The 25455-nt window shown below is 28.0% G+C and carries 31 protein-coding genes; 16 read left to right on the plus strand and 15 right to left on the minus strand.

The features are described 5' to 3' along the window. Positions 1 to 107 precede the first annotated feature (107 nt). From ASKIR_RS03430 to ASKIR_RS03475, 10 genes are read right to left on the minus strand one after another with little or no spacing between them, the layout of a single operon-like run. Positions 108 to 2054: an HD domain-containing phosphohydrolase gene (locus ASKIR_RS03430; RefSeq protein ID WP_115588480.1), complete on the minus strand. Its 1947-nt coding sequence runs from the start codon at positions 2052 to 2054 to the stop codon at positions 108 to 110. Between the two features lie 20 nt (positions 2055 to 2074). Next, positions 2075 to 2803, minus strand: a complete 729-nt coding sequence (gene fliP / locus ASKIR_RS03435; protein ID WP_066161613.1) for a flagellar type III secretion system pore protein FliP — start codon at positions 2801 to 2803, stop codon at positions 2075 to 2077. Positions 2804 to 2857: 54 nt separating this feature from the next. After that, entirely contained in the window at positions 2858 to 4636 is a 1779-nt protein-coding gene (gene mrdA / locus ASKIR_RS03440; RefSeq protein ID WP_066350996.1) for a penicillin-binding protein 2, read from the minus strand. Next, a complete protein-coding gene (locus tag ASKIR_RS03445) occupies positions 4633 to 5061 on the minus strand; it encodes a hypothetical protein (RefSeq protein WP_066161608.1) in 429 nt (142 codons plus the stop codon). The genes mrdA and ASKIR_RS03445 overlap by 4 nt, the downstream gene beginning before the upstream one ends. A 6-nt stretch (positions 5062 to 5067) precedes the next feature. Further along, positions 5068 to 6306 carry a murein hydrolase activator EnvC family protein gene (locus ASKIR_RS03450; RefSeq protein WP_066350993.1) on the minus strand — a complete coding sequence of 413 codons (1239 nt, stop codon included), beginning with the start codon at positions 6304 to 6306 and terminating at the stop codon, positions 5068 to 5070. Next, positions 6299 to 7117 (minus strand): FtsX-like permease family protein, encoded by an 819-nt coding sequence (locus ASKIR_RS03455; protein ID WP_066161603.1) that lies wholly within the window; start codon positions 7115 to 7117, stop codon positions 6299 to 6301. Before ASKIR_RS03455 ends, ASKIR_RS03450 begins: the two co-directional genes overlap by 8 nt. Next, entirely contained in the window at positions 7104 to 7766 is a 663-nt protein-coding gene (locus tag ASKIR_RS03460; RefSeq protein ID WP_066350988.1) for a cell division ATP-binding protein FtsE, read from the minus strand. Before ASKIR_RS03460 ends, ASKIR_RS03455 begins: the two co-directional genes overlap by 14 nt. Beyond that, positions 7763 to 8953 carry a tRNA (guanosine(46)-N7)-methyltransferase TrmB gene (trmB, locus tag ASKIR_RS03465; RefSeq protein ID WP_115588481.1) on the minus strand — a complete coding sequence of 397 codons (1191 nt, stop codon included), beginning with the start codon at positions 8951 to 8953 and terminating at the stop codon, positions 7763 to 7765. The genes ASKIR_RS03460 and trmB overlap by 4 nt, the downstream gene beginning before the upstream one ends. 8 nt (positions 8954 to 8961) lie before the next feature. Beyond that, entirely contained in the window at positions 8962 to 10236 is a 1275-nt protein-coding gene (locus ASKIR_RS03470; RefSeq protein WP_066161595.1) for a fibronectin type III domain-containing protein, read from the minus strand. Continuing rightward, positions 10184 to 11170 carry an RluA family pseudouridine synthase gene (locus tag ASKIR_RS03475; protein ID WP_066161593.1) on the minus strand — a complete coding sequence of 329 codons (987 nt, stop codon included), beginning with the start codon at positions 11168 to 11170 and terminating at the stop codon, positions 10184 to 10186. The genes ASKIR_RS03470 and ASKIR_RS03475 overlap by 53 nt, the downstream gene beginning before the upstream one ends. Positions 11171 to 11188: 18 nt before the next feature. Here ASKIR_RS03475 and ASKIR_RS03480 point away from each other — a divergent pair, with 18 nt between their 5' ends. After that, positions 11189 to 12304 (plus strand): FtsW/RodA/SpoVE family cell cycle protein, encoded by a 1116-nt coding sequence (locus ASKIR_RS03480; protein ID WP_066161591.1) that lies wholly within the window; start codon positions 11189 to 11191, stop codon positions 12302 to 12304. On the opposite strand, the gene ASKIR_RS03485 is transcribed toward ASKIR_RS03480, so the two are convergent. Next, positions 12305 to 13030, minus strand: a complete 726-nt coding sequence (locus ASKIR_RS03485; RefSeq protein ID WP_066350982.1) for an energy transducer TonB — start codon at positions 13028 to 13030, stop codon at positions 12305 to 12307. A gap of 104 nt (positions 13031 to 13134) precedes the next feature. Between ASKIR_RS03485 and hemL the strand changes: the two genes are divergently transcribed. The 5 genes from hemL (at position 13135) to ASKIR_RS03510 (ending at position 16081) form a co-directional block, all read left to right on the plus strand. Next, positions 13135 to 14418 (plus strand): glutamate-1-semialdehyde 2,1-aminomutase, encoded by a 1284-nt coding sequence (hemL, locus tag ASKIR_RS03490; protein WP_066350976.1) that lies wholly within the window; start codon positions 13135 to 13137, stop codon positions 14416 to 14418. Beyond that, positions 14418 to 14741, plus strand: coding sequence for a pyrimidine/purine nucleoside phosphorylase (ppnP, locus tag ASKIR_RS03495; RefSeq protein WP_066161582.1), 324 nt, complete (start codon positions 14418 to 14420; stop codon positions 14739 to 14741). Before hemL ends, ppnP begins: the two co-directional genes overlap by 1 nt. A 7-nt stretch (positions 14742 to 14748) precedes the next feature. Further along, the gene (locus tag ASKIR_RS03500) at positions 14749 to 15060 is read left to right on the plus strand and encodes an AtpZ/AtpI family protein (protein ID WP_066161580.1); all 312 of its coding nucleotides are present in this window, start codon (positions 14749 to 14751) and stop codon (positions 15058 to 15060) included. After that, positions 15044 to 15652 carry a hypothetical protein gene (locus ASKIR_RS03505; RefSeq protein ID WP_228137897.1) on the plus strand — a complete coding sequence of 203 codons (609 nt, stop codon included), beginning with the start codon at positions 15044 to 15046 and terminating at the stop codon, positions 15650 to 15652. The genes ASKIR_RS03500 and ASKIR_RS03505 overlap by 17 nt, the downstream gene beginning before the upstream one ends. A gap of 78 nt (positions 15653 to 15730) precedes the next feature. After that, complete coding sequence (locus ASKIR_RS03510; protein WP_066350971.1) at positions 15731 to 16081, plus strand: hypothetical protein; 351 nt, start codon at positions 15731 to 15733, stop codon at positions 16079 to 16081. Positions 16082 to 16115: 34 nt separating this feature from the next. Here the strand turns inward: ASKIR_RS03510 and ASKIR_RS10460 are convergent, their stop codons facing one another. After that, positions 16116 to 16367, minus strand: a complete 252-nt coding sequence (locus ASKIR_RS10460; protein ID WP_369122159.1) for a CFI-box-CTERM domain-containing protein — start codon at positions 16365 to 16367, stop codon at positions 16116 to 16118. Positions 16368 to 16370: 3 nt separating this feature from the next. Beyond that, positions 16371 to 16904: a cold-shock protein gene (locus ASKIR_RS03515; protein WP_066350969.1), complete on the minus strand. Its 534-nt coding sequence runs from the start codon at positions 16902 to 16904 to the stop codon at positions 16371 to 16373. Positions 16905 to 17057: 153 nt separating this feature from the next. On the opposite strand from ASKIR_RS03515, the gene ASKIR_RS03520 reads away from it, so the two are divergent. Next, a complete protein-coding gene (locus tag ASKIR_RS03520) occupies positions 17058 to 17273 on the plus strand; it encodes a hypothetical protein (RefSeq protein ID WP_066350967.1) in 216 nt (71 codons plus the stop codon). 164 nt (positions 17274 to 17437) lie between these two features. Here the strand turns inward: ASKIR_RS03520 and rpoD are convergent, their stop codons facing one another. After that, a complete protein-coding gene (gene rpoD / locus ASKIR_RS03525) occupies positions 17438 to 19312 on the minus strand; it encodes an RNA polymerase sigma factor RpoD (RefSeq protein ID WP_066350964.1) in 1875 nt (624 codons plus the stop codon). Positions 19313 to 19467: 155 nt separating this feature from the next. Between rpoD and ASKIR_RS03530 the strand changes: the two genes are divergently transcribed. The 3 genes from ASKIR_RS03530 to ASKIR_RS03540 are packed head-to-tail and all read left to right on the plus strand — an operon-like array spanning position 19468 to position 21971. After that, positions 19468 to 19965: a 3-isopropylmalate dehydratase small subunit gene (locus tag ASKIR_RS03530; protein ID WP_066350962.1), complete on the plus strand. Its 498-nt coding sequence runs from the start codon at positions 19468 to 19470 to the stop codon at positions 19963 to 19965. Then, the gene (gene leuB, locus ASKIR_RS03535; RefSeq protein WP_066350961.1) at positions 19965 to 21032 is read left to right on the plus strand and encodes a 3-isopropylmalate dehydrogenase; all 1068 of its coding nucleotides are present in this window, start codon (positions 19965 to 19967) and stop codon (positions 21030 to 21032) included. The genes ASKIR_RS03530 and leuB overlap by 1 nt, the downstream gene beginning before the upstream one ends. Positions 21033 to 21041: 9 nt before the next feature. After that, on the plus strand, positions 21042 to 21971 hold the full coding sequence (locus ASKIR_RS03540) for an exopolyphosphatase (protein ID WP_066161566.1): 930 nt from the start codon (positions 21042 to 21044) through the stop codon (positions 21969 to 21971). Here the strand turns inward: ASKIR_RS03540 and ASKIR_RS03545 are convergent. After that, complete coding sequence (locus ASKIR_RS03545; protein WP_066161564.1) at positions 21968 to 22327, minus strand: HIT family protein; 360 nt, start codon at positions 22325 to 22327, stop codon at positions 21968 to 21970. The genes ASKIR_RS03540 and ASKIR_RS03545 overlap by 4 nt on opposite strands. A gap of 214 nt (positions 22328 to 22541) precedes the next feature. Here ASKIR_RS03545 and rpmJ point away from each other — a divergent pair, with 214 nt between their 5' ends. The 6 genes from rpmJ to rplQ are packed head-to-tail and all read left to right on the plus strand — an operon-like array spanning position 22542 to position 25448. Then, complete coding sequence (gene rpmJ, locus ASKIR_RS03550; protein ID WP_066161561.1) at positions 22542 to 22655, plus strand: 50S ribosomal protein L36; 114 nt, start codon at positions 22542 to 22544, stop codon at positions 22653 to 22655. Between the two features lie 5 nt (positions 22656 to 22660). After that, positions 22661 to 23029 (plus strand): 30S ribosomal protein S13, encoded by a 369-nt coding sequence (gene rpsM / locus ASKIR_RS03555; RefSeq protein WP_066161559.1) that lies wholly within the window; start codon positions 22661 to 22663, stop codon positions 23027 to 23029. Positions 23030 to 23038: 9 nt separating this feature from the next. Further along, positions 23039 to 23431, plus strand: a complete 393-nt coding sequence (gene rpsK, locus ASKIR_RS03560) for a 30S ribosomal protein S11 (RefSeq protein WP_066161557.1) — start codon at positions 23039 to 23041, stop codon at positions 23429 to 23431. A gap of 10 nt (positions 23432 to 23441) precedes the next feature. After that, positions 23442 to 24068, plus strand: coding sequence for a 30S ribosomal protein S4 (gene rpsD, locus ASKIR_RS03565; protein WP_066161555.1), 627 nt, complete (start codon positions 23442 to 23444; stop codon positions 24066 to 24068). 18 nt (positions 24069 to 24086) lie between these two features. Next, positions 24087 to 25085, plus strand: coding sequence for a DNA-directed RNA polymerase subunit alpha (locus ASKIR_RS03570; protein ID WP_115588482.1), 999 nt, complete (start codon positions 24087 to 24089; stop codon positions 25083 to 25085). 12 nt (positions 25086 to 25097) lie between these two features. Further along, complete coding sequence (gene rplQ, locus ASKIR_RS03575) at positions 25098 to 25448, plus strand: 50S ribosomal protein L17 (protein ID WP_115588483.1); 351 nt, start codon at positions 25098 to 25100, stop codon at positions 25446 to 25448. Positions 25449 to 25455: the final 7 nt, after the last annotated feature.

A 25455-nucleotide genomic window follows, 5' to 3' on the forward strand; every position in this document is an offset into this window, starting at 1 on the left:
TAAAATTAAAGTGGAAATTATAACAGAAAATTCTATTTTTTTCAAAAGAATTATAATTTAAATTTATAATTATAAATAAACATTCATTTACTTATAAGATATTTTTATTAAATATCTGAATACTCCTCTTTTATTTTAAGTATATCATCTAAATTTTCAAAGAATATATCTACAAGTTTAGGGTCAAAGTGTTTTCCTCTTTGCTCTTTAATAAACTCTAAAACCTTTTCCATCTCCCAAGCTTTTTTGTAGCATCTATCACTTCCTATAGCATCAAATACATCTGCTAAAGCTGTTATTCGACCAAATATTGGTATATCTTCACCTTTTAAACTATTTGGATATCCCGTTCCATCATACTTTTCGTGATGAGTTAAAGCAATTTGTGAAGCTACTTTAAATAGAGGTCTATTTGAAATATGTAGCATATCATAACCTTTTTGTGCATGAGTTTTAATAATCTCAAACTCTTCATTAGTTAGTTTTGCTGGTTTATTTAAAATAGCATCAGGAATTGCAATTTTACCAATATCATGCATAGGACTTGCAAGTTCTAGCATATCAACTTCATCTTCACAAAGACCATAAGCAGTTGCTAAAACTTTTGAATATTTTGCAACTCTTTTAATATGTTCACCTGTCTCTTGAGATCTAAACTCAGCAATAGATCCCATAGTAAAAATAATCTCTTTTTGAAGCTCCTCTATCTCTTTATTTGCTGTAATATCTTCTCTAACAGCAAAATATCCTATATGATTTCCTAAATCATCATATTCAGGCTCCAAATCAGCAATAACCCAATAATATGAGCCATCTTTTCTTAAGTTTTTTATCTCAATAGTTATCTTTTTTTCAGCTTTTAAACTATCCCAAATCTTTTTAAATGTAGATTTTGACATATCTGGATGTCTAACAATACTGTGTGGTTGCCCCAAAAGTTCCTCTTTTGTATATCCACTAATTTTACAAAAAGCACTACTTGCATGAGTGATTATTCCTTTTAAATCAGTTCTTGAGAAGATTACATTTTTATCATAAATATCAAGTAGTTTTTCAAGTCTGTTTTGTTGTTCTTGAATCATTTTTGTTTTGATTTTTACATCATTATCAAGCTCTTTTGCATACATAGTTTTTAGAAGATATAAAAATCCTATAAGATATAAAGCAGAAAAAATTATAACAATTGATAAATATTGATTTTTAAAGTTTATTAGTGGTGAATAATCCAAATTCTTTTTCTTAAAAAAGAGTAAAAATAGTCCCATATCTTGACCATTTGTATCTTTTATCTCTATATTTGTAAGGATATATTTATCTATTAATAAATAGTTTTCAATATTTAAAAAACTATCAACACCTCTTTTTTCAACTAATTTTAAAAGTGATTTATTTGCATCAATATTTACAACATAATTATCACCTATAAAAGTGTTGCTAAAAGGTTCGATTATTTTTCTACTCTTTTCTCTACTTAATATAAAAATAGGTTCTACATTTTCAAAATTCAAGTTTCTTGATATTGAGTTAAATTTAGATATAAACTCTACAAAACCTAAAACTTCTCCATTTGTATCATAAACTGGATTTATAGCTTTTAAAGTTAAATCAAATAGACCAGAACTTATATTTGTAGTTGGTTTTGGATTTTTTAAAAGCTCATTTAAATCAGTTCGAACAGTTGATAAGTCATCTCCTGACATCTCTTTCCAAGATCTATAAAAACTTCTTCCATTTTTATCAACAATATGCAACCAAAGATTTTCATAATCACTATTTTCGTGTAAAAAATTTAGAGTTTTTTCATAATTTAATAAACTTCTATCTTTTGTTTTTAAAGCTTGTATTAATTTTTCATCTTGACTTAAGATAAATGCCATGTTCAAAGTGTTGTCTTGTTTCTTTTTTATCTCATCTGTAAAAAATTTTCGCATTTGAATACTTTTTTCTAAATATATATTGTTATATATTTCAGTTTTATTTGGAGAGTAGTAAAAATAGTGTGAAAAGGAGATTAGGCTTAAAAAGCCAATAGCAAAATATAAAATTTTTTTCATAAATATAAAACCTTAAATAGTTATTTAAAGGATTGTGCTAGGTTACCAATAATTAGTGGCCACCCATCAACAACAATAAAGAATATAATTTTTATAGGCAAAGATATCATTACAGGAGGTAACATCATCATACCTAAACTCATTAAAATAGAAGCTACTATTATATCAATAATTAAAAACGGTAAAAAGATAAGAAATCCTATTTCAAAAGCTGTTCTAAGCTCACTTACTATAAATGCTGGCATTAATAGTGTTAATGGAACATCATCGATATTTTTTGGATTTGGCTCTTTTTTTATTCTGTAAAATAGAGCTAAATCTGATTCTCTTGTGTTTTTTATCATAAAATCTTTAAAAGGGGCTACACCTTTTTCAAAAGCTTCTTGATAAGATATTTTTTCATCCATATATGGAACAATACTCTCATCCCAAGCTTTTTTCCCATAAGGTTCCATTATAAATATTGTCATAATAAGAGCTAAAGATATTACAATTTGTGTGGGAGGTGTTTGTTGAAGTCCCATAGCTTGTCTTAAAAGTGATAAAACAATTACAATTCTTGTAAATGAAGTTACCATTAATAGCAAAGTAGGAGCAAGAACTAAAAGAGCTAAAATAATAGCTATATTTATTGTTTTTACAAATTGTACTGGCTCTTCAAGAGCTGCAACAGATAGATTTATCATAGGAACAGGATCAGCAGCGAAGCTAAAAGTAGTTAAAAAAAGTACTCCTAAAAAAAGTCTCAATAAAAATTCCTAATAAATAAAATAGTTATGATTGTATCTAAGTTTAAATTAAAACTACTCAAGTTCAGTTATGTAACCTAAATCATAAAGCTTATTGTAAATATTACTTAAAATCCCACCAGTTGCTCTACCACCACTCTCTCCGTGCTCAACTATAATTGTAACAACATATTTAGGATTTTTATATGGACCAAATGCTGTAACCCATGCATGAGATCTTTGATAATATTCAAGTTCACTCTCTTTCATTCTTACTTTTTCATCTTGAGGAATAGTATAAACTTGAGCAGTTCCTGTTTTTGCAGCTATTTTAACTTTTGAAGATATATGTCTATTGGCTGTTCCTTTTGGTGAGTGTACAACATCAAACATAGACTCTCTCATTAAATTTAAGTGCTCTTTTTTAAAATCAAGCTCTTTTGGCTCTTCATAAGCATCTTTTGTAAGATGTGGTTTTGGAAGTTTACCATTTGCAAAGTATGCTGTAAATCTTGCAATTTGAAGTGGAGTTGTAAGCATATTTCCTTGACCAATAGATGTAATTACAGTCTCTCCAATGTACCAAGGTTCATTAAACCTTCTAGCTTTCCACTCTTTATTTGGATTTATTCCAATAAATTCATTATCCAAATCAATTCCTGTTTTTTGACCAAATCCAAATTTATCTAAAGTTTCAGAAATTTTGTCAATTCCAATTTTTAGACTTCCTTTGTAGTAAAAATCATCACAACTTTGAATAATAGAGTCTTTAAAATCAACATTTCCATGACCTGTTAGTTTCCAACATCTAAAATTTCTATTTCCAATCTCTAAGCTTCCTGTACAATTTACACTGTAATTTTCAGGAATTCCATGCTCTAAAAATGATAAAGCAACACCCATTTTAATTACAGAACCAGGTGGATAAAGACCATTTGTAATCTTATTTGTAAAAGGGTGATTAAAGTCATTTCTTAAAACATCCCACTCTGCTTGAGATATACCTTTTACAAAGATGTTGCTGTTATATTCAGGAAAAGATGAAGCTGCTAAAATCTCTCCATTTTCTGAATTCATAATTACAACAGCACCACTTTTACCTTCAAACTCTTTTTGTAGAAATTTTTGAAGTTCAATATCAATTGTTAATTGAACATTATTATCTATAGATGGATCTCTTTGAGATATAATTTCAAGCTCTTTGTTATAGGCATTTACTTTAACCTCTTTGTATCCAATTTGACCTTGAAGTTTTTCATTATAATATTTTTCAATTCCACTTTTACCAATCATTGTTCCAAGTCTTGCTACTTCATTATCTTGTGCTTCTTCTTTTGTAGCTTTTCCAACATATCCAATAATATGTGTGGCTAATTCATTAAAAGGGTAGTGTCTTTTTGAAGAGAGTTCAACTTTAATATTTTGATTACTCTCAAGATATGTAAATTTTGCCAACATATCATCATAATCAACAAAATCTATAATTTTTATGAAATCATGATTATATGGTGAGTCGTTTCTTATGTATGTTTTATAAAGCTCTTCTTTGTTGTAGTTTGGTAGATGTTTTATAATATTTTCTAATGTTTCATCAAGTTCAGCTTTGTATCTATTAGCACTCATATGAGGTTTTATATTTATTGAAAATCCTATTAGATTTAGAGCTATTAAAGTATTGTTTCTATCTTCAATAATTCCACGAACTGGTAATTGATAACTCTTTTTAATATAGTTGTTTTTTGATAACTCTTCATAATAAGTATTTGACTTAATAGATAAAAAATATACTCTAGCTAGAATCATTAATGAAAGTGTTGTGATAATAATAAATACAATATTTAGCCTAATTTTCATAAAAATATTCCAAATAGTATAATGTCAAGAATTAGTGCAAAAAGAAGCACGAAAAAAATATATATTGAAATATCATAAAAAATTGTAAAAACAATTAGCATTCCAAGGTAAAAAAACATAATATAAATATAGTTATTTGCTTTTTCTTGCTCATATTTTGGAATTACAAACAAATATATAAAATATGCAATTAGTGATAGTGAAAAAGGCTTTAATCCCATATTTAACTCAATTAAAAGAAGAGCAAATACCACAAAAGAAAAAGAGTAGTAGTGCTTTTGTTTTAAAGTTCTATAAAATGCTATTGAAATAATTCCAGCAAAAGGAATAGTAATAAAAAAAGATGATGCTATAACAGATATAAATACTAAAATATAGATAAAAATTATTAAAAAAATTGGGTTATCTAAACTATTTATTGACATAATATCCTAACTTTTAAATAGCTCTTTTGGGTCTATATAAGCACTATCTTTTGTAACTTGAAAGGTAAGATTACTACTAACTCTTCCAACAACACTACCTTTTTGTATCCACTTACCAACAACAATATTAGGAGCTATATCATCCAAATGAGAATATACAGTATGAAGTCCATTTGAGTGTTGAACAATTACAACATTATCAAGCATTCCAGCATTTTTTTTTGCAAAAACAACTTTTCCATTTAAAACAGAGACAACTTTTGCATTTTTCTCTTTAGAGTTTAAAACAATAGATTCATTAAATAGTTTTATTTTATAAACAGGGTCATAATATGTTCCAAAAGGTTTTTCAATACTAAAAGATTTTAATGGTGCTATGGTTTTAGCCCCTTTATATTTTACAATTTTAACACCATTTGTAGATGAGCCTATTTTTCTAACATCCAAGTCCAAACTTTTTGCAAACTCTTGATTTCTTTGATTCTCTGTTTTTGCTAATTGTTCAGCTTTTTGTGCCTCCTCTTTTCTTTTTATCTCCTCTTGTTTTAAAATTTTTAAATCTGCTAATATTGAGTTAAGGCTCTCTTGTTGTGATATAACTTTTTTTAACTCAGCTTGATAAAGTTTATGCTCTTTTTCTAAATTTGCTAAAGATTTTGTATGGCTCTTTTTTAACTCTAAAAACTCCTCTTTTTTCTTCTCTCTTGCATTTATATAGCTACTAAGTTTTATAATAGCCTCTTCATTCTCTTTTGTATTTTTAGATAGTTGATTATAATTTTGATTAATTTGATTTATTCTATCTTTTGAGTGTTCAGATAGAAGTGAAAAAACTTCACTATCAATTAACTCTTCAATTGACTCTTTTGAAGCTAGTTTTATAGCCATTGATACTGAAAACTCTTCAATTATAATATCTACAATCTCCTCTTCACTCTTTCTTTTTTCAATAATTAAATTTTTTGTATCACTTTGAAGTTGATTTAGTTTTTTTTCAGAACTTTCAAGCAAATTTTGATGTTTTAAGATATCTAGATTAATACTCTCTATGTTTTTTTCTAAATTTAAAATATTTCTATTTTGTTCTTCAATACTTTTTGCAATCTCTTTTGTTTTATCATTTGCATCTTTTCGTTTTTGTTGAGCTTGAGATAAAACCTTTTCATTTTGTTCAATTTTTTGATCAATATTTGCTTCTAAATTTGATAAAAAAATAGCAAAAATAAGAAAAATATTTTTAATCATTGTCAATCTTATATTTAAATAGTGTTCCAAAGATTGTGAATAAAGATATTACAAAAGCAAGAGCAAATATTTTTAAAATCTCCTCCTCAAGATGAATTTGAATATTTACAATATCTTGCAACTCAAATGGAAAAATTGACTCTATATTATTTGAAACATAGATTAAAAATATTGAAGAAACTATAAAAGCTAAAAATGAACTAAAAAAAGCATACTTTATAACACTTGAAGCACTATAAATAATTGATGCTCCATGTAGTCTTAAAATAGATATTTTAACTCTATGTTCATGAAACCATAGTTTTATCTGTTTTGCTAAAATAATAACTGCAAAAATTGTAATAATTACAAATAGAGTAAAAGAGATAGTATTTAAAATAAGCAATAAAATATATACTTGACTATGATTTTTATAAAAAACTTCTACAGTTTTTATGCTCTCTTTACTTTGTAAAGTTTTTCTTATCTTTTCAAGTTCAGTGCTTGTTGGAAAATCCTCTAAATATAGTTGATAAAAATATGGAAGTTTAGTTCTTAAAAGTGTAATAGAACTTGAAGATAGATTTGACTTTATATTTTCTATAATTTTTTCATTTGAGATTAGTTTTAACTCACTTACATTTATTCCAGCAAGATTTCCTAAATCCTCTTTTTGTAAAGATTTTTTTGAAACTACTATGATTGAATAATCCTTTGATATTTTACTTTTGTAGTTGTTTACAATATTATCAATTAGTAAAAATATACAAAATGCAATAAGCATAGATAAAAGAGGTATGAAAAATCCAAAAATTGAGTTAAGAGACCTCACAAATAACCCCTTCAACAATTGAAAGTTGTCTAAATTTTATTCCTAAATGCCTAGGAACTCTATGTGTTACAACTACAATTGTAATACCAAGTCTCTCATTTGCACTTTTTAACAAATTCCAAACAACATCAGCCGAACTATCATCTAAATTTCCAGTTGGTTCATCTGCAATTATAATTTTAGGATTATGTGCTAAAGCTCTTGCAACAGCTATTCTTTGTTGCTCTCCACCACTTAATTGATTTGGGTAATAACCTTTTTTATGAAATAGTTTTACATGTCTTAACAAATCATCAGCTTGTTTTCTTGAAGTCTCTTCAACATAGTTATTTACTCTAAGAGGAACCATAATATTTTCTTCAATAGTAAACTCATTTATAAGTTTATAATCTTGAAAAATAATTCCAATATCTTTTCTTAAAACTCTTAATTTATTTCCTTTTATCCCAACAACACTCTGTTTTGCAATATTTAACTCACCATGTCTTATTGGTAGCTCTCCATAAAATGATTTTAGCAAAGTTGATTTTCCACTTCCAGAGTTTCCACCAATAAATACAAACTCTCCCTCTTTAATAGAAAAATTTCCCTGTTTTATAATATACTTATTATTATCATAAGTAAGATATAAATTTCTAGCTTGAATCATTTTTGTAAAACTTCTTTTAACTTTTTATGTGAAATTATATTTGAGCTTGTTGGAAGAGGTTCACCTTGATAGTAAGATACTTTTCCATTTAAAACCAAAATATACTTTGTAATTGGGCGGTCAAAATTACCCATAGTAACTTTTATTAATCCAGAGTTTTCTTTATCTAAAATTTTATAAAGCTCTTCAATATGTACAAAATAGTTGCCCATAATCAAAGCTTTTAGAGAACTTTGTTCAAAAAATCTATTTAAATCTAAATCAAAATCAAAAGAGAAATCAAAATTTAAATCTCTTTTTTTATCTTCTGATTTTGAAACTAAAACTACATCATAGATGTTTTTACCTTGTCTTCTCCATCTATCTTCATATTTACTAACAACTTTTAACTCTTTGTTTACATCAATTAAAATTGAAGCTTGATTTAAATTTGTAAGTAAATCTACACAAAAATCAAAATAGTTTCTGCTATCAGTTCTAAGTTCAAGTGTTCCATCTATTTTTAAGACTCTTAAAGCCTCATTTACAAACTCTTTTGAAAAAATTCTTCTATGTGGTTTTTTATCCCAAGGAACAGGAAAGTGTACAAAAATTTTCTCAACTTGGTTTGACTCTATAAACTCCATAAAAAGTCTTGCATCATAATTTACAACTAAAACATTTGTAATATTTTGAAGCTCTAACTGTTTTAATAACTGCTCAATTGATGGATAGTGAATTTCAAGACCAATAAACTGAACATTGGGATTATTTTTTGCTTGATATAAAAGGTGTCTTCCACTTCCAAAACCAATCTCTATTTGAATCTTTTTATCTGTTTTAAAATCATCTACAAAATACTCAATATCTTTTAAATATTTATGAGGAATCTCTTTTTTCTCTTTTAAATTTGATGTATTTGTAAATAATATATCAGTTCCATTCTCTTTTGCATAAGAGTTTATAGCATCTTTTATTATAGCAACAGGAGATATTCTTGTTGTTTTATCTGATTTAATTAAAAAATTATCATCTTTCTCTTTAATAGCTAGCATAAAATCTCTATTTTGATATTTTACAGCAACTTTATACTCAGTTTTTCTGTCGCTCTCTTTACTAAAACTTTGAGCAACAAATAAAAACTCCATATTATTTGATTTAAATGGAGTCTTTACTATTGGGTTAGATTTAAAAACAATATGTGGCATTATACTCTTTATTCCGCTGTTGGAAGTATTACTTTAGTTTCATTACTAGCTTCTGAAACTAAACCAAACTCATCTATAGCTTGAACACTATATTGATACTCTAAACCAGCTACAACATCAAAATCTTCATATCTTAAATCTTTTACACCTTTTATAATTAGTGTATCAGTTTGTAAAAAACCTTTTTTTGTTTTTTTGATAATATTATATGCAACAGCTCTACTATCACCTTCTTTCCAATTCAAAATAGCTTTTTTATCTTGAATTTGAGCCAAAGTTAATATTGGTTTTGCAGGGCTTATTAAAGTTGAACCTAAAATAGCAGTTATATCTTGAGTGCTTTCTAATTTATCTTTATCAACACTTACAACTTTATAAAAATATTTTTCATTATCACCTTTTAGCTCATCTGTATAATCTAAAGTTTTAGAATCAACAGTTGCAATTTTGCTAAAGCCATATTTCTCACTACTACTTCTATAAATATCATAAGATACTACATCTAAAGTTGAACTAGCTTCCCAAATTAAATATATCTTTTTTGGAATATCAGTAGAAGCTTTTAAATTTGAAGGAGGCAAAGGAAGAGGTTTTGTATTTGCCTCTAAAATTAAACTTGGATTTGACTCTATATTTTCAAATGTATATGCTTTTATTCTATATTTATAAATTGTATTATCAAGTAGGTTCATATCAATAAACTCAGCTGATAGTCTATTGTTTATTTTACCACTTACAGAACTCCATTTTTTAGATTTAGAGTCAAATCTCTCAACAATGTAGTATCCAACTCTTTTGTCAGGATGTGGTTGCCAAACAACTTTTACTTTTCTTGGAAGATTTGAAATAGCTTGTCCCATTTGAACACCTTCAAGTCTTGGAAGAGTTTGAGCTAAATATGCTTTAGTTGTTTTTGACTCTTTGTTATCTTTCAATTTTACAGAAATTTGATAAAGATATTTTGTATTTGGTTCAAGGTTTTTATCTACATAGTGAGTCTCAAACCTATTTTTACTTGAATAAATTAGTTTTAATTTAGTCTCATTTTTATCAGCATTTGCTCTATAAAAGTTGTAACCAACAACTCTCTCATCATCAACTCTTTTCCACTCAAAACCAATTGATGTCATATCTGAAATAGTTATTATTGAATCATAATCAACAGTTTCAAAACTCTCATCAATTTCAACTTTTGAATTACCAAAATTTTGAAAGGTATTTGCGCATGAACTAAGAAACAAAACTAAAAGAGTCAGTAAGCTTAGCTGGATTAATTTTTTCATCTATTATCTCCTTGGAAAAGTTAATATCTATAAAATTTTCTATATCTTTTGGAATATCTGCTTTAAAGCATAAATTTGTTTTTTTTATCGGATGCATAAACTCTAGATAATATGCATGCAAAAAAATTCTGTTGATTTTACTTAATTCGCTCTTAAAACCATATAAAGTATCTCCTAGTATATGTCTTGAGATTGAGTTTAGATGTACTCTAATTTGATGAGTTCTTCCTGTAAAAAGTTTACAAGCAATTAGTTCATATTTTTGATTATTTGAACTCTCTATTTTACAAAAAGCAGTTCTTGCATCTTTTCCATTTTCAACAATTCCCATTTTTAATCTATTGTTTGGATTTCTTGCTATTGGTCTATTTATAACAACATTATCTTTTAGTGCTAAGTCAATAATTGCTAAATAGTATCTTCCAATATTTCTATTTTCAAACTCTTTACTTAAATTTTGATGAGCTTCATTTGTTTTTGCAACTACTAAAATTCCACTTGTTCCTTTATCAAGTCTGTGAACAATTCCATGTCTTAACTCTCCACTAATAGTTGAAAGTGAGAAATTTTTTAATTTTAACCAATCAACTAAAGTTGGCTCTTTTACACTAGATGCTTCATGAACAGTTAAATTTGCTGGTTTATTTAAAACTAAAATATCCTCATCTTCATATATTATTTTAATCTCAAAATCTTTGAAAAAATCCAAAAGATACTCAGGGCTTTTTATCTTAATTTCTTCAGGCTTTGGAATCTCTACTTCTACAGTTTGATTCTCTTTTAATTTGTAAGCGTTTTTATCTATAGTTTTATTATCAACTTTAACTAGATTTTTTTTAATAAGCTGTAAAATTTGATTTCTTGAATCTTCTAAGTTTTTACTTAAAAACTTATCTAATCTATCTTCACTATCTACAATAAATTTTTTATACATTTTATGATACTCTTTCGCATGCGATTATTTGATAAAAGAACTATTTCTCACTTTGACTCTGTTTCGATGATATTAGTTATACCATTGATACTATTATCATATTATTTAATTCAAGAGACAAATGATGCTCTTGCAAATAAACAGCTTTTTTATTATACAGTTTCATTGTTTATATTCTTTTTAGTCTTTATTTTACCAATACGAAAAACACTCTTTTTGGTTCCAACTTTATACTGGTTTGCAGTTATTTTATTAATTTTAGTTGAGTTTATTGGTGTTACAAAATTGGGTGCTAAAAGATGGATTGCTATTCCATTTACAGATTCAACGATTCAGCCATCTGAGATTATAAAACCTATATATATATTAATGCTTGGATATCTAATACAACATAGACCTCCTCCAATTGGTGGTTATAATATAAAAGATTTTTCTTATTTTTCTATATTTATTTTAATACCATTTTTTTTAATTGCTATTGAACCTGATTTAGGTTCAGCTTTGGTTATGCTTTTAGTTGGATATGGAATACTTTTTGTTGTGGGAGTTAATTGGAAAATTTGGCTAACTATTTTTATTTTCCTAGCAGCTCTTTTTCCACCCTTTTATACTTATGGTTTAAAAGATTATCAAAAAAAGAGAGTTCATGACTTTATTGTGGCTGAAAAACCAAGTTATCATGTCCAACAATCTATTATTGCCATTGGTTCAGGAGGATTAACTGGAAAAGATAGTGATGAGGCAACTCAAACTCAACTTAGATTTTTACCAATTGCAACAAGTGATTTTATTTTTGCTTATTTAGTAGAGAGATTTGGATTTTTAGGCGCCCTAACTGTCGTAGCTCTTTACTTTTTTTTAATAGTTCATCTTTTGACATATAATTTAAGTATAGCTTTCAAAAAAGATTATGTCACAAAAGTTTTTGCAACGGGTCTTGCTTTGCTTATATTTTTTAATATGAGTGTAAATATTTTAATGGTTATTGGTTTTGCACCAGTTGTTGGAATACCACTGCCATTTTTCTCTTATGGTGGAAGTTCTTTTACTAACTTTATAATTATGTTAGCAATTTTGCAAAACTTGGTTTCATACAGATATTTAGATAGTTATAGTTATGAAAGAAACTTATAGCTAATATAGTCGATAAAATACCTTAAATCTTAAAAGTGTTGGAGTCTGTGGCTTTGGATACTCTTTATAGGCAATTTGAATTAACTCTAAAGTTCTATTATCCAAAATTGAGTAACCAGAGCTTTGAATTATTCTTAAATCACTAATATCTCCATTTGGATGAAAAATAAATTCAACTATATTTATTCCAGTAATTTTAAGTCTAACTGCTTCGTGTGGATAACCAAGTCTATTTAAAACTCTTTGAGTAATAATTTGAAAATTGTTTATATTTTTTTCTAAATAGGCTTTTTGAACAGTTGTAAAATCATCATACTCTTTTCCATATAGCTCTTTTAACTCATTAAAAACCTCACTATTATAAATAGTGTCCTTTTGGCTTAAAAAATTTTCTAAAGTTTGCTCTTGAAGTTTGCTACTCTCTTTTAATATTTTTTCTTGAAAAGATTTTGCCTCTTTAAGCTCTTTTGTTTCAGCTTTCTCTTTTGTTATCTCTTTTTTAGGTTTTGGTTCCTCTTTTTTTAAAGGTTTAGCCTCTTTTTGTGAAGCTATAGGCTCACTTGGAGTTAATTTTACAAACTTCACTTCACTTGTATTGTGAGGTTTTTGAATATTTTCATGAGTTTTAGATTTTATTTTTATACCTATATCAGAAATAATTAGTGCATGAACTAGCAAAGATACAATAAAAGATATGGCAAGAGTAATAAATAATATTTTTTTCATTGTGCAAATTATAGTAGATTTTTTGTTAATTAAGTTTATGAGCTTATCTTTTGCTTATTTAAATTATTGTAGAATATTTGCTTACTACAAATTTAGGATAGAAAATGTTTAAGAAATCAATAAAAGCTTATGAAAAAGCTTGTCAAGTAATCCCAGGTGGTGTTGATTCACCAGTTCGTGCTTTTAAAAGTGTTGGTGGAACACCTCCATTTATTAAAAAAGGGAAGGGCGCTTATTTATATGATGTTGATGGAAATAAATATGTAGATTTTGTACAAAGCTGGGGACCACTAATATTTGGTCATTGTGATAAAGATATTGAAAAAGTCGTAATAAAGACTGCAAAATTAGGTTTAAGCTTTGGTGCTCCAACTAATCTTGAGACAAAATTAGCTCAAGAGATTGTTGATATGTACGACAATATAGATAAAGTGAGATTTGTAAGCTCTGGAACAGAAGCTACAATGAGTGCAATTAGATTAGCAAGAGGTGTTACAAATAAGAATGATATTATTAAGTTTGAGGGTTGTTATCATGGGCACTCTGATTCTTTGCTAGTACAAGCAGGTTCAGGTATGGCAACATTTGGAAGTCCAAGTAGTCCAGGAGTTCCAGCTGACTTAACAAAACATACACTTTTATGTGAATATAACAATATAGAACAGCTAGAGAAGTGTTTTGAAGAGAGTAGTGATATTGCTTGTATTATTATTGAACCAATTGCTGGAAATATGGGATTAGTTCCTGCAACAAATGAGTTTTTAGCTACTTGTAGAGAGCTTTGCGATAAGCATGGTGCTTTATTAATTTTTGATGAAGTTATGAGTGGTTTTAGAGCTTCTTTAAAAGGTGCTAGTGGAATTTTAGATGTAAAAGCAGATATTTTAACATTTGGAAAAGTTATTGGTGCTGGTATGCCTGTTGGTGCTTTTGCAGCATCAAAAGAGATTATGAGTCATCTTTCACCTGAAGGAAAAATTTATCAAGCTGGAACTTTAAGTGGAAATCCAGTTGCTATGGCAGCAGGGCTTACTAGTCTTAGAAAATTAAAATCAAATCCAAAAATTTATGAAGATTTAGAGAGAAAAGCAAAAAGATTAGTAAATGGATTTAAAAAAGTAGCTGATAGATATAGTATTCCACTTCAAGTAAATACAAGAGGGAGTATGTTTGGATTCTTCTTTTGTGAAAAAGAGCCAACAAATTTCAAAGAGGTAGGACTTTGCAATTTTGAAAGATTTGCAAAATTTCATCAAGAGATGTTAAAAAGAGGTTTCTATTTTGCTTGTAGTCAATATGAAGCTGGATTTATTTGTACGAAAATTACAAATAAAGAGATTGATTTGTGCATTCAAGCAGCAGATGAGATCATGAAAGAGTTTGTTTAATGGAAAATTTAAATAGCTTTAAAGGTGTAGAGTTAATAAAAAAAGCAAATATTTACTTTGATGGAAATGTTACAAGTAGAACTTTTATAGATGTTGATGGAAGTAAAAAATCTCTTGGAATTATGATGGTTGGAGAGTATGTTTTTGGAACAGTTGAGGCTGAAAAAATGGAGATTATTGAAGGTGAAGTTGAGGTAAGATTAAAAGGCGAAGATGGTTTTAAAACATATAAATCTGGTAGCTCTTTTGATGTTGTTGCAAACTCAAGCTTTGAGATAAAAGTAAAAAAAATAACAGATTACTGTTGTTCATATATAAATTAGGAGTTTTATGAAAGATAATAATATAGAAGAGAAACCAAAACATAGAGATAAAATAGAGGCTTTAGATAATCTATCTTTAGGAATATCTATGGTTGTTGCTATTGTTTTTGGAGTTCTTATAGGTATTGGATTAAAACATCTTACAGGTTATACTTGGACTTTATGGCTTGGAGTTTTTTGGGGAGTTGCGGCAGCTGGATTAAATATATACAAAGCGTATAAAAGAGCTCAAAAAGTTTATGAGGGTATGGAAAACGATCCTAGATATGCTCATAGAGCAAAACATGGTGACAACTCACCTGATGATGAAGATAAATAGTAATATCTTAAACTTTGCAAAGGTTTTTATTTTTTTAAACCTTTGTTTAAGTGTTTATGCAATTTTATTTCAAAACACAATTTGGCTTTTAAATCTTCAAGTTGCATTTTTCTCTTCACTTTTTGTAACGATTGCTTCATTTTTGTCTTATAGAAAAAATATAAAAAATAGATTATCAAATATTGATGATACAAATAGATTTTCAGCAGATGATAGAGATAAAATTGATGAGATTGATGACCCTTATGATTTATATAGTGAATATGAAGAGCTTCCTGAATCTGAACTTACATCTGATAAAATAAAAGAGATAATTGAAGAAGAGAAGAGAAAAGTAAAACAAAATAGTATAAAAAATACAGTTTTTAGTGCAGGTGGTTTTGTATCTATTTATAGAGTTTTGGGATATGTATTTTTAATATTTGGATTTTTTGCTTTAAATAATAATAATTTGTTTATTCCTTTGGCGTTTATTATAGGATTAGGAATTGTTCCAATTGGAGTTTTATTTACAAAGATAAAAGCTTGGGATATACCAACTCAAAAAACAAGCAATAATCAGCAAAATCAAATAGAAATACCTAAAAAATAAAACATATACATAAATAGTGTGTTATTACTTGATATTAGACACTATTTATGATATAATAAATAAAAAATAGGAGATAAAATGTTTGGAAAAATTATTGCTTTCAATAAAAAAGATAAAAATGGTTTTATAATTGATGAAAATGGAAAATCTCACTATTTCGATGAAAAATATTTAACAAAAGATACAGATGTATCAGTTATAAAAGAAGGTGTTGAAGTACAATTTGACTTAAACGAAATTGGCTCAAATTATTTTCAAATAAGCAATTTAGAACTAAAAAAAGAAATTATACAAAAAAAAGAAGATGATTTAGAGTATTGGAATAATTTAATGAAGAAAAATACTACAAAAGAAGAAGATTTTGAGGAATGGTTTAGTAATGATATAGCAAATGATCCAAATGGTTTACAATACTATATAGGAAGATAGATAATTTCTTATTTTCTTCTTAATATAGATTTAATCATTTTAATAAATACACTATCACATCAAGTATCTTTTTTATAGGGTAAGATATTTTTGGACTCATTTTTAAATACTCTGCTACTCTTGGCGAATATCTATAATAATATTTAACAAAGCTAGTACCTATTTTGTTAGTTAATAAGTGTTTATCTCTAAACTCTCTTAATATTTTAACTTTTGGGTGTTCATAATTGTTGTTATAAATTGCTGTTGCAATGAAACAACCACTACTTCTAAACTCTTTTACTATGCTTCAACAAAAAGGGCAAATAGAGTGAGAAGGTGCACCATTTAATACAATAATTCTTGGAACAATAAATTTGCCACAAATACACTCAATTCTATTATCTTTATGATAATTATCTTTTTTTCTATTTGAATTGTTAATTACTGTAATATTTTTAGCACTCACTTGTTCATTTTTATTAACATATATATCAAATTCTACATTCTGATTATAAGGCATACTAGAGTCTTTCCAGTCACTTATAAAGAAATATATATCTTTCGTATGTTCATTTGTAAAAATAAAACCATATCCCTTGTCTTTATTGTAGAATTTAACATTTCCAGTTTGCTTACTTTGTTTAAATTGAATATTTTTAACCTGACTATAATTATTGCTAATATTTTCTAATTCAAAAGATACGGTAGTGTTTTCTTTTATTAAATTAACTTCATTCTTATTTAATAAGCAAGTATCATTAAAATAATAAGTAGTTCCACTATCTGCTAAAATTTTGCCTTCTTTACTTGATTGAGAGTAGCTTTTAATGATTCCTTGCATAATATTTCCTTTTTGTAAAATAATGTTTATTGTATCATAATATTATATAATTGTCAAACCAAATACACATTATATATTTATAATATATACATATAATACATTTTTAAGTTGTTTATGTTATAATTCATAAAATTCAATACAAAGGATAAATATTTGGAAGTAGATATATTTGAACAATTATTAAAAAAAGCCAATTTAACAAAAAAAGAGTTTTCTATTTTAGTTAAAATGAATTATACAAGTGTAACTAATTGGAATGGCTCAAAAAATGTTCCTGATTGGGTAGAAAGTTGGCTAGAAAATTATATTAAAGCAAAAGTTGCTGATGATATAATAAAAGCAATAGAGCCTTTAATAAGGGAGAAATGAAAAATTACAGTTAAATCGATTTCATATTCATTTAATAAAGTTAATTATAGAATTTCAAAAAGAAAAGGATAGAAGGGAGCTTTTTGTACTATTAGTTGTGTTTCGCATGGTAAATGCAATTCACCAATTTTTGAATTGTTTTTGTAGATAAAATTATGTAGAGATTAACTCTCTACATAATTTTTAAGATTTTTACCAACTTTTGGGTGTTTTAGTTTTTTAATAGCACTTGATTCAATTTGTCTAACTCTCTCTCTAGTTACATTTAACTCTTTTCCAATCTCTTCAAGAGTTCTATCACTAGCATCATCCATTAAACCAAATCTCATTCTAATAACTGCCTGTTCTCTTTCGTTTAATTGACCAAGTATTTGATCAATTTGCCCTTGTAAATCCTCTTTCATGATATTATCAATTGGAGTTGGAGCTTTTTCATCTGGCACAAAATCTCCAAATTTACCATCATCATCACTTCCAATAGGAGCTTCAAGTGAAACTGGCTCTTTTGTAATTTTAATTACCTGTTTTACTTTATCAACAGGTAATCCAACCTCTTTTGCAATCTCTTCAACATCTGGCTCTTTACCATTTTCTTGAATAGCTTTTCTTATAATTTTATTAATTCTATTTATAGTTTCAATCATATGAATAGGAATTCTAATAGTTCTTGCTTGATCTGCAATTGCTCTAGAGATTGCTTGTCTAATCCACCATGTTGCATAAGTAGAGAATTTATAACCTTTTTTATACTCAAACTTATCAACAGCTTTCATAAGACCAATATTTCCTTCTTGAATTAAATCCAAGAAAGCCAAACCTCTATTTGTATATCTTTTTGCAATTGAAACAACAAGTCTTAAATTGGATTTTGCCATTCTATCTTTTGAAGTATCTGTTATTTGTTTACCTCTTTTTATCTGCTCTAAAACTGCTTTTAACTCTTCAGGAGATAAATCAAATCCATCTTTACTAGCTTCAACTGTTTGGAAAAGTTTTTTAATCTCCATATAAGTAGAAACCATAGTAGCTTCAGGAACCATTGCAGTTATTTGTGCTTTTGATAAATTTACAATATTTTCTAGAATCTTTTGGTGATTTTTTTGTAAATTTTCGTTAAATAGTGGAAGTTTATACTCCAATCTTTTTAACTCATTTTCAAAACCATCTTCACTTTTTAGAGTTGTCTCCATAGCTTTTACTATTTCAGTAATTAATTTTGAAGTTGGTCCTAAATCAAGCAAAGCCTCTTTTAGCAATTTTTTTCTAAATGCAACATTTAGATTAAAAGTCATCATATCAACTTCATCATCAGATTTTGCTGTCTCTTTTGCTTGAAATTTCAACCACTCTTTTTTCTGTTTTTCAAGATTTTTAAAAGCCTCTATAATTGTTTGAGCTCTTTTATCAAGTTTTTTCTGTTTTGCACCTGAGAGTCTCTTTTCATCATCTTCAAACTCTTCATCTTCAAACTCTTCATCCTCGATCTCTTCAATCTCTTCTTCCTCTTCTTCATTATCATCGTCGAAGTTTTTAAATAGCTCTTTTACTTTTCTCTCTCTATTTACTAAAGGCTCTTTGTACTCTAAAATAAAATCTATTAAGTATGGAACATAACAAATAGCATCAAGGATAATATCCTCTCCCATCTCAATTTTTTTAGATATTTCAACCTCTTCATCTTTTGTTAAAAGTGGAATTTGTCCCATCTCTCGCAAGTACATTCTTACAGGTGAATCTGATCTTGACCACTCAAGTAAATCTTTGTTTTTTAATAAGTCAAACTCATCATCTTCTGCTTCGATTAGTTTTTCTCTTTGCTCTCTTCTTTTTTTTGCCTCTTCATCATTTAAAAGTTTTGCTTGTTCTTGAGAACTTAAAACTTTTACATTATATAGTTGAAGTAGTGCCAGAATTTTTTTAATTGTGGCTGCATTTGGTGTTTTAGGAAAGATTTTTATTAACTTTTCATAAGTTAATGTAGAGTCTTTATACTCTTTAATTAACTGCTCAATAGCTTTGTTTATGTCTTTTACGCTCATTTTTTGGGAAATCCTTCTTTTTAAATAGAATTTGTATTATACCCAAACTTTTTGAGCTTTTGGTTAAATAGGGTTTTATTTAAACAGATATTTTTATTTTCTTAGATAAAATAACCGTTTAACTAAAATTAGTGTTTAATATTTAAGGATAAATAATGAGTAAAATCACAGGTAAAGTATGGAATTTTGGTGCAAACATTGATACAGATGTTATTATTGCAGCACGATATTTAAATAGTTCAGATCCTGAGCATTTAGCAAAATATGTTATGGAGGATGCAGATCCTGATTTTCCAAAGAAACTAAAAAAAGGTGATATTATAGTTGCTGGTGAAAATTTTGGCTGTGGTTCAAGTAGAGAGCATGCACCAATTGCTCTAAAAGCAGCTGGTGTAGCTGCTGTTGTAGCTCCTTCTTTTGCTAGAATTTTTTATAGAAATGCTTTTAATATGGGATTACCAATATTTGAACTTCCAGAATCTTTAGAGATAAAAGAGGGTGAAGAGATTAGTATTGATTTAGATAATGGAGAGATTACAAATAATACAACTAAAAAAACTTATAAATTTATACCAATCCCTCCATTTATGCAAGAGTTAATTGCAAGTGGTGGATTAATTAATTATGCAATAGATGAAATGAAGGCTAAATAATGAAAAATTACAATATTTCAATAATAAAAGGTGATGGAATAGGTCCTGAAATAGTTGATGAGGCTATAAAAGTTTTAAATGCTGTTGCAAAAAAATGTGATTTTACACTTTCATATAAAGAGTATTTAATGGGTGGAATTGCAATTGATACAACAGGTGTTCCTCTTCCAGAAGAGACAGTTCAAGGTGTATTAAACTCTGATGCATGTTTGTTTGGTGCAATTGGTGGAGAGAAATGGGATACTTTACCAAGAGAGCTAAGACCAGAAACTGGACTTTTAAACTTTAGAGAAAAAATGGGTGTTTATGCAAATTTAAGACCAGCTATTGTTTATGATGAGCTTGTAAACGCTTCTACACTAAAAGCAGATGTTATAAAAGGTTGTGACATTATGGTAGTACGAGAGCTTATTGGTGGTATCTATTTTGGAAAACCAAGAGCTAATGATGGTTTTAAAGCATTTAATACAATGGTATATACAAAACCAGAGATAATTAGAATTGGAAAAACTGCTTTTGAACTTGCGATGAAAAGAGATAAGAGAGTTTGTTCTGTTGATAAAGCAAATGTTTTAGAGGTTTCTCAACTTTGGAGAGATACTATGAATGAATTAAGTAAAGAGTATCCAGAGGTTGAATTAACTCATATGTATGTTGATAATGCAGCAATGCAGTTAGTACGAAATCCAAAACAGTTTGATGTTATTGTTACTGGAAATATTTTTGGAGATATCTTAAGCGATACAGCTTCTATGGTAGTTGGTTCTATTGGACTTTTACCATCAGCTTCAACTGGAGATAAAACAGCTATTTATGAACCAATTCATGGATCAGCTCCAGATATTGCAGGTCTTGGAATTGCAAATCCAATAGCTACAATATTAAGTGCTGCTATGATGTTAAAATATACATTAAATGAGCAAAAAGCTAGTGATATGATAGAAAAAGCAATTAAAGATGCTTTAAAAGATGGATATAGAACAAAAGATTTAGCCTCTTTTGATGCAAAAGAGGTTTTAAATTGTGTTGCTATGGGTAATAAAATAGTTGAGTATATCAATAAATAAAGGTTATTAATGAGTGAAAAAAAGTATAGACTTGTAACACGAAGTGATATGGATGGTCTTGTTTGTGGAACACTTTTAAAATATCTTGATATTATAGATGAGATTACATTTGTTCATCCAAAAGATATGCAAGATGGTTTAATAAAAATTACAAATAGAGATATTACTACAAACCTACCATATGTTGAAGGAGTACATTTAGCTTTTGATCACCACTACTCTGAAACTTTAAGAAATGAAAAAAGAGCTAACCATATAATAGATCCAGATGCACCAAGTGCTGCACAAGTTGTTTATGACTATTATGATGGAGATAATGTTTTCCCTGGATATTTTACAGGAATGATGATGGGTGCAAATAAAGCTGATAGTGCTGATTTTATGTATGAAGATATTGTAAGACCAAGAGCTTGGACACTATTAAGCTTTTTAATGGATTCAAGAACTGGACTTGGAAGATTTAGAAACTTTAGAATTTCAAACTATCAGTTAATGATGGATTTAATTGATTACTGTTCAAGACACAATATTGACCAAATATTAGAGTTACCTGATGTAAAAGAGAGAGTTGATATATACTTTAAATATGAAGAGCAGTTTAAAGAGCAGTTAAAAAGATGTTCAACTGTACATGGCAATTTAGTTGTTATTCACTTAAAAGATGAAGAGATTATATATCCAGGAAATAGATTTATGATATATACACTATTTCCTGAACAAAATATATCAATTCACTCATTCTATGCAAAAGATAGATCAAAATTAGTTTATAGTACAGGAAAATCTATCACAAATAGAACTTCAAAAACAAATATAGGTGAGCTAATGCTTAAATATGGTGGTGGTGGACACGCAAATGCTGGTGCTTGTCAAATACCAGTTGAAGAGTCTGAACAAGTTTTAAAAGAGTTAATAGAAAAAATTAATCAAGATGGCTAAAAACTCTTTTTTAGCTCATCTATAAAGTTCTCAAAAGAGGGGAGAAGTAGTTTTGCCTCTCTTTGTTTAACTCCCCACATAGGCTCGGGGAAAAAGCTATCATCTTTAAATCGTGCCATGATATGAAAGTGAACATGCGGAACATAGTTTCCAAATGAGGCTATATTTATCTTATCAGGTTTGTAATAATTTATCATAGCTTTTTCAATAATATCTAAGTATTTCCAAATCTCCTGTTTTGTTTCAATACTACATTGTGAAAACTCTTTTATATTATCATTTGTAAATATTTTAAGCCAAGGTATTTCGCTTTTTTCTATTTGAATATTAATTAGACTATTTTTAAAAATTTCCATTATTAACCTTTTTATATAATTGAAGCGAAGTATATCATATTCAACAAATTTTAAGTAAGATTTAAATAAAATGCAATTTCGTTTTTTCAACCATAAAAGAAGTTTTTATAAAATTTGTTAAAACATAGCTGTTTTATAGAGAGTTGGAGATGCTTCTTTTAGCAGCACTCCTGTTGGAAAAATAGAAAACACAAATTAAAGAAGGATAAGACTTATGAAAGTAAGAGCTTCAGTAAAAAAAATGTGTGATAAATGTAAAGTTATCAAAAGAGATGGTATCGTAAGAGTAATCTGCGAAAACAAAAAACATAAACAAAGACAAGGATAAGACACATGGCAAGAATCGCGGGTGTTGATTTACCAAACAAAAAAAGAATGGAGTATGCTTTAACATACATCTTTGGAATTGGATTACATAATTCAAGATTAATTTTAGATGCAACTGGAATTGACTACAATAAAAGAGCTCATGAATTAACAGAAGATGAAGCAGCTTTAATTAGAAAAGAGATCCAAGAAAACTACATGGTAGAAGGGGATTTAAGAAAAAAAGTTGCAATGGATATTAAAGCTTTAATGGATTTAGGTTCATACAGAGGATTAAGACATAGAAAAGGTTTACCTTGTAGAGGGCAAAAGACTAAAACTAATGCTAGAACAAGAAAAGGTAAAAAGAAAACTATTAGTGCGGCAAGTAAATAAGGATAGATGATGGCAAAAAGAAAAGTTACTAGAAAAAAAGTTGTAAGAAAAAATATTGCTGACGGTATCATACATATTGCTGCAAGTTTTAACAACACTATGGTTACAGTTACAGACAAAGCTGGAAACGCTATTGCATGGTCAAGTGCTGGAAATCTAGGGTTTAAAGGTTCTAAAAAATCAACTCCATTTGCTGCTCAGGCTGCAGTTGAGGATGCTTTAACAAAAGCTATGGAACATGGAATTAAAAATGTAGGAATAAAAATTCAAGGACCTGGTTCAGGAAGAGATACAGCTGTTAAATCAGTTGGTTCAATGAATGGAATCAAAGTTGTTTGGTTTAAAGATGTTACACCATTACCACACAATGGTTGTAGACCTCCTAAAAGAAGAAGAGTGTAAGGAGTAAATAATGGCAAGATATAGAGGACCAGTAGAAAAAATCGAAAGAAGACTTGAAGCGGATCTTGGACTTAAAGGTGAGAGAAGACTTTCAGGTAAAAGTGCTTTAGAAAAAAGACCATTTGCTCCAGGACAACATGGACAAAGAAGATCTAAAATTTCTGAGTATGGATTACAATTAAGAGAAAAACAAAAAGTTAAATTTATTTATGGTATTTCTGAAAAACAATTCAGCAACTACTTCAAAGAAGCAGTTAGAAGAGAAGGAAATACAGGAACAATTTTAATTACTCTAATTGAACAAAGATTAGATAATGTTGTTTATAGAATGGGATTTGCTACAACTAGAGCATTTGCTAGACAAATTACAACTCATGGACATGTTTTAGTTGATGGTAAAAAAGTTGATATTCCATCATATTTAGTAAAACCTGGACAAAAAATTGAGATTAAAGAGAAAACTAAAAATAATCCACAAGTACAAAGAGCTATCGAGCTTACAAATCAAACAGGAATGGTTGATTGGGTAAATGTAGATAAAGATAAAGTTTTTGGAATTTTCACAAGAATACCTGAGAGAGAAGAAGTAGTTATTCCTGTTGAAGAGAGATTAATAGTAGAGTTATATTCTAAATAAAAAATAAAAAGGTAGCCAATGAAAAAGTTTGCAGAAACTCCGTTTTTACCAACTGAAGTTGAGATTGAGGCTATTAGTGCAAATGAAGCAAAGATAACAGCATATCCATTTGAAGATGGATTTGCTATTACTTTAGCTCATCCGTTAAGAAGATTACTTTTAAGTTCATCTGTTGGTTATGCACCAATTGCTGTTAAAATTGAGGGTGTTACTCATGAGTTTGACTCATTAAGAGGAATGCTTGAAGATGTTGCTATGTTTGTTATAAATTTAAAAAACATTAGATTTAAGATAAATAGCGATAAAGATCAAGTAACTGTTGAATACTCTTTTAGTGGACCAAGAGATATTAAAGGTGAAGATTTAATCAATTCTGAAATTGATGTAGTATCAAACAACGAGCATTTAGCGACTATAAATAGTGATTGTAACTTAAACTTTACAGTTATTATTCAAAAAGGTATTGGATATATGCCATCTGAAGATATCAGAGATATCGTTGGACCAGATTTTATACCAATTGATGCATTTTTTACACCAGTAAAAAAAGTAGTTTATAATATTGAAAAAATGTTAGTTGAAGATAATCCTAACTTTGAAAAAGCAGTATTTAATGTAATTACAAATGGACAAATTAGTCCTGTAAATGCATTTAAAGAAGCAGTTAGCGTTATGTACTCACAAATGTCAGTATTTAATAAAGTTTTTGATTTATCTGAAGTTTCTATTGCTGAAACATCTGAAGATAGCTCAGAAATTAAAGATTTAGTAGTTAAAATTGAAGACTTAAATTTAAGTGCAAGAAGTTTTAACTCTCTTGATAGATCAGGAATTAAATACTTAGGTGAGTTAGTTCTTATGAGTGAAGTGGAAGTAAAAAGTATAAAAAATCTTGGAACAAAATCTTATGAAGAGATAGCTATGAAGCTTGAATCTTTAGGTTATCCAGTTGAAAATACACTTCCAGAAAATATTGCTTCTTCTTTAAGAAGAAAATTAGAGCAATTAAAAGCATAATAAAGGTTTAATATGAGACATAAGCACGGATATAGAAAGTTAAATAGAACTTCTGCTCATAGAAAAGCATTGCTAAAAAATTTAGCAATTGCTATTATTGAGAGAGAAAAAATCGAAACAACTGTTCCAAAAGCAAAAGAGCTAAAAAGATATATTGAGAAATTAGTAACAACTGCAAGAAATGCTGATTTAAATACACATAGAACTGTATTTGCTGCATTACAAAGCAAAGAAGCTACTAAGAAATTAATTAATGAGATAGCTCCTAAATATGAGGGAAGAAACGGTGGATATACATCTATTGTTAAAACAAGAATTAGAAAAGGTGATGCTACACCAATGGCATTTATCTCTTTCATCTAAATTTTAA

Origin of the sequence: Aliarcobacter skirrowii CCUG 10374 (assembly GCF_003544835.1) — a bacterium.
In the GTDB taxonomy this organism is placed as follows: domain Bacteria; phylum Campylobacterota; class Campylobacteria; order Campylobacterales; family Arcobacteraceae; genus Aliarcobacter; species Aliarcobacter skirrowii.

Coding starts and splice junctions, on each gene's coding strand:
- trmB (WP_115588481.1), bottom strand. CDS start 8,953: ATGCCACATATTGTTTTTAAATCTAACCCAATAGTAAAGACTCCATTT.
- ASKIR_RS03475 (WP_066161593.1), bottom strand. CDS start 11,170: ATGTATAAAAAATTTATTGTAGATAGTGAAGATAGATTAGATAAGTTT.
- rplQ (WP_115588483.1), top strand. CDS start 25,098: ATGAGACATAAGCACGGATATAGAAAGTTAAATAGAACTTCTGCTCAT.
- ASKIR_RS03445 (WP_066161608.1), bottom strand. CDS start 5,061: ATGTCAATAAATAGTTTAGATAACCCAATTTTTTTAATAATTTTTATC.
- ASKIR_RS03450 (WP_066350993.1), bottom strand. CDS start 6,306: ATGATTAAAAATATTTTTCTTATTTTTGCTATTTTTTTATCAAATTTA.
- ppnP (WP_066161582.1), top strand. CDS start 14,418: ATGGAAAATTTAAATAGCTTTAAAGGTGTAGAGTTAATAAAAAAAGCA.
- ASKIR_RS03570 (WP_115588482.1), top strand. CDS start 24,087: ATGAAAAAGTTTGCAGAAACTCCGTTTTTACCAACTGAAGTTGAGATT.
- rpsK (WP_066161557.1), top strand. CDS start 23,039: ATGGCAAAAAGAAAAGTTACTAGAAAAAAAGTTGTAAGAAAAAATATT.
- rpmJ (WP_066161561.1), top strand. CDS start 22,542: ATGAAAGTAAGAGCTTCAGTAAAAAAAATGTGTGATAAATGTAAAGTT.
- rpoD (WP_066350964.1), bottom strand. CDS start 19,312: ATGAGCGTAAAAGACATAAACAAAGCTATTGAGCAGTTAATTAAAGAG.
- ASKIR_RS03460 (WP_066350988.1), bottom strand. CDS start 7,766: ATGATTCAAGCTAGAAATTTATATCTTACTTATGATAATAATAAGTAT.
- leuB (WP_066350961.1), top strand. CDS start 19,965: ATGAAAAATTACAATATTTCAATAATAAAAGGTGATGGAATAGGTCCT.
- ASKIR_RS03470 (WP_066161595.1), bottom strand. CDS start 10,236: ATGAAAAAATTAATCCAGCTAAGCTTACTGACTCTTTTAGTTTTGTTT.
- ASKIR_RS03485 (WP_066350982.1), bottom strand. CDS start 13,030: ATGAAAAAAATATTATTTATTACTCTTGCCATATCTTTTATTGTATCT.
- ASKIR_RS03430 (WP_115588480.1), bottom strand. CDS start 2,054: ATGAAAAAAATTTTATATTTTGCTATTGGCTTTTTAAGCCTAATCTCC.
- ASKIR_RS03480 (WP_066161591.1), top strand. CDS start 11,189: ATGCGATTATTTGATAAAAGAACTATTTCTCACTTTGACTCTGTTTCG.
- ASKIR_RS03540 (WP_066161566.1), top strand. CDS start 21,042: ATGAGTGAAAAAAAGTATAGACTTGTAACACGAAGTGATATGGATGGT.
- hemL (WP_066350976.1), top strand. CDS start 13,135: ATGTTTAAGAAATCAATAAAAGCTTATGAAAAAGCTTGTCAAGTAATC.
- rpsM (WP_066161559.1), top strand. CDS start 22,661: ATGGCAAGAATCGCGGGTGTTGATTTACCAAACAAAAAAAGAATGGAG.
- mrdA (WP_066350996.1), bottom strand. CDS start 4,636: ATGAAAATTAGGCTAAATATTGTATTTATTATTATCACAACACTTTCA.
- ASKIR_RS03500 (WP_066161580.1), top strand. CDS start 14,749: ATGAAAGATAATAATATAGAAGAGAAACCAAAACATAGAGATAAAATA.
- rpsD (WP_066161555.1), top strand. CDS start 23,442: ATGGCAAGATATAGAGGACCAGTAGAAAAAATCGAAAGAAGACTTGAA.
- ASKIR_RS03545 (WP_066161564.1), bottom strand. CDS start 22,327: ATGGAAATTTTTAAAAATAGTCTAATTAATATTCAAATAGAAAAAAGC.
- ASKIR_RS03530 (WP_066350962.1), top strand. CDS start 19,468: ATGAGTAAAATCACAGGTAAAGTATGGAATTTTGGTGCAAACATTGAT.
- ASKIR_RS03510 (WP_066350971.1), top strand. CDS start 15,731: ATGTTTGGAAAAATTATTGCTTTCAATAAAAAAGATAAAAATGGTTTT.
- ASKIR_RS03515 (WP_066350969.1), bottom strand. CDS start 16,904: ATGCAAGGAATCATTAAAAGCTACTCTCAATCAAGTAAAGAAGGCAAA.
- ASKIR_RS03505 (WP_228137897.1), top strand. CDS start 15,044: ATGATGAAGATAAATAGTAATATCTTAAACTTTGCAAAGGTTTTTATT.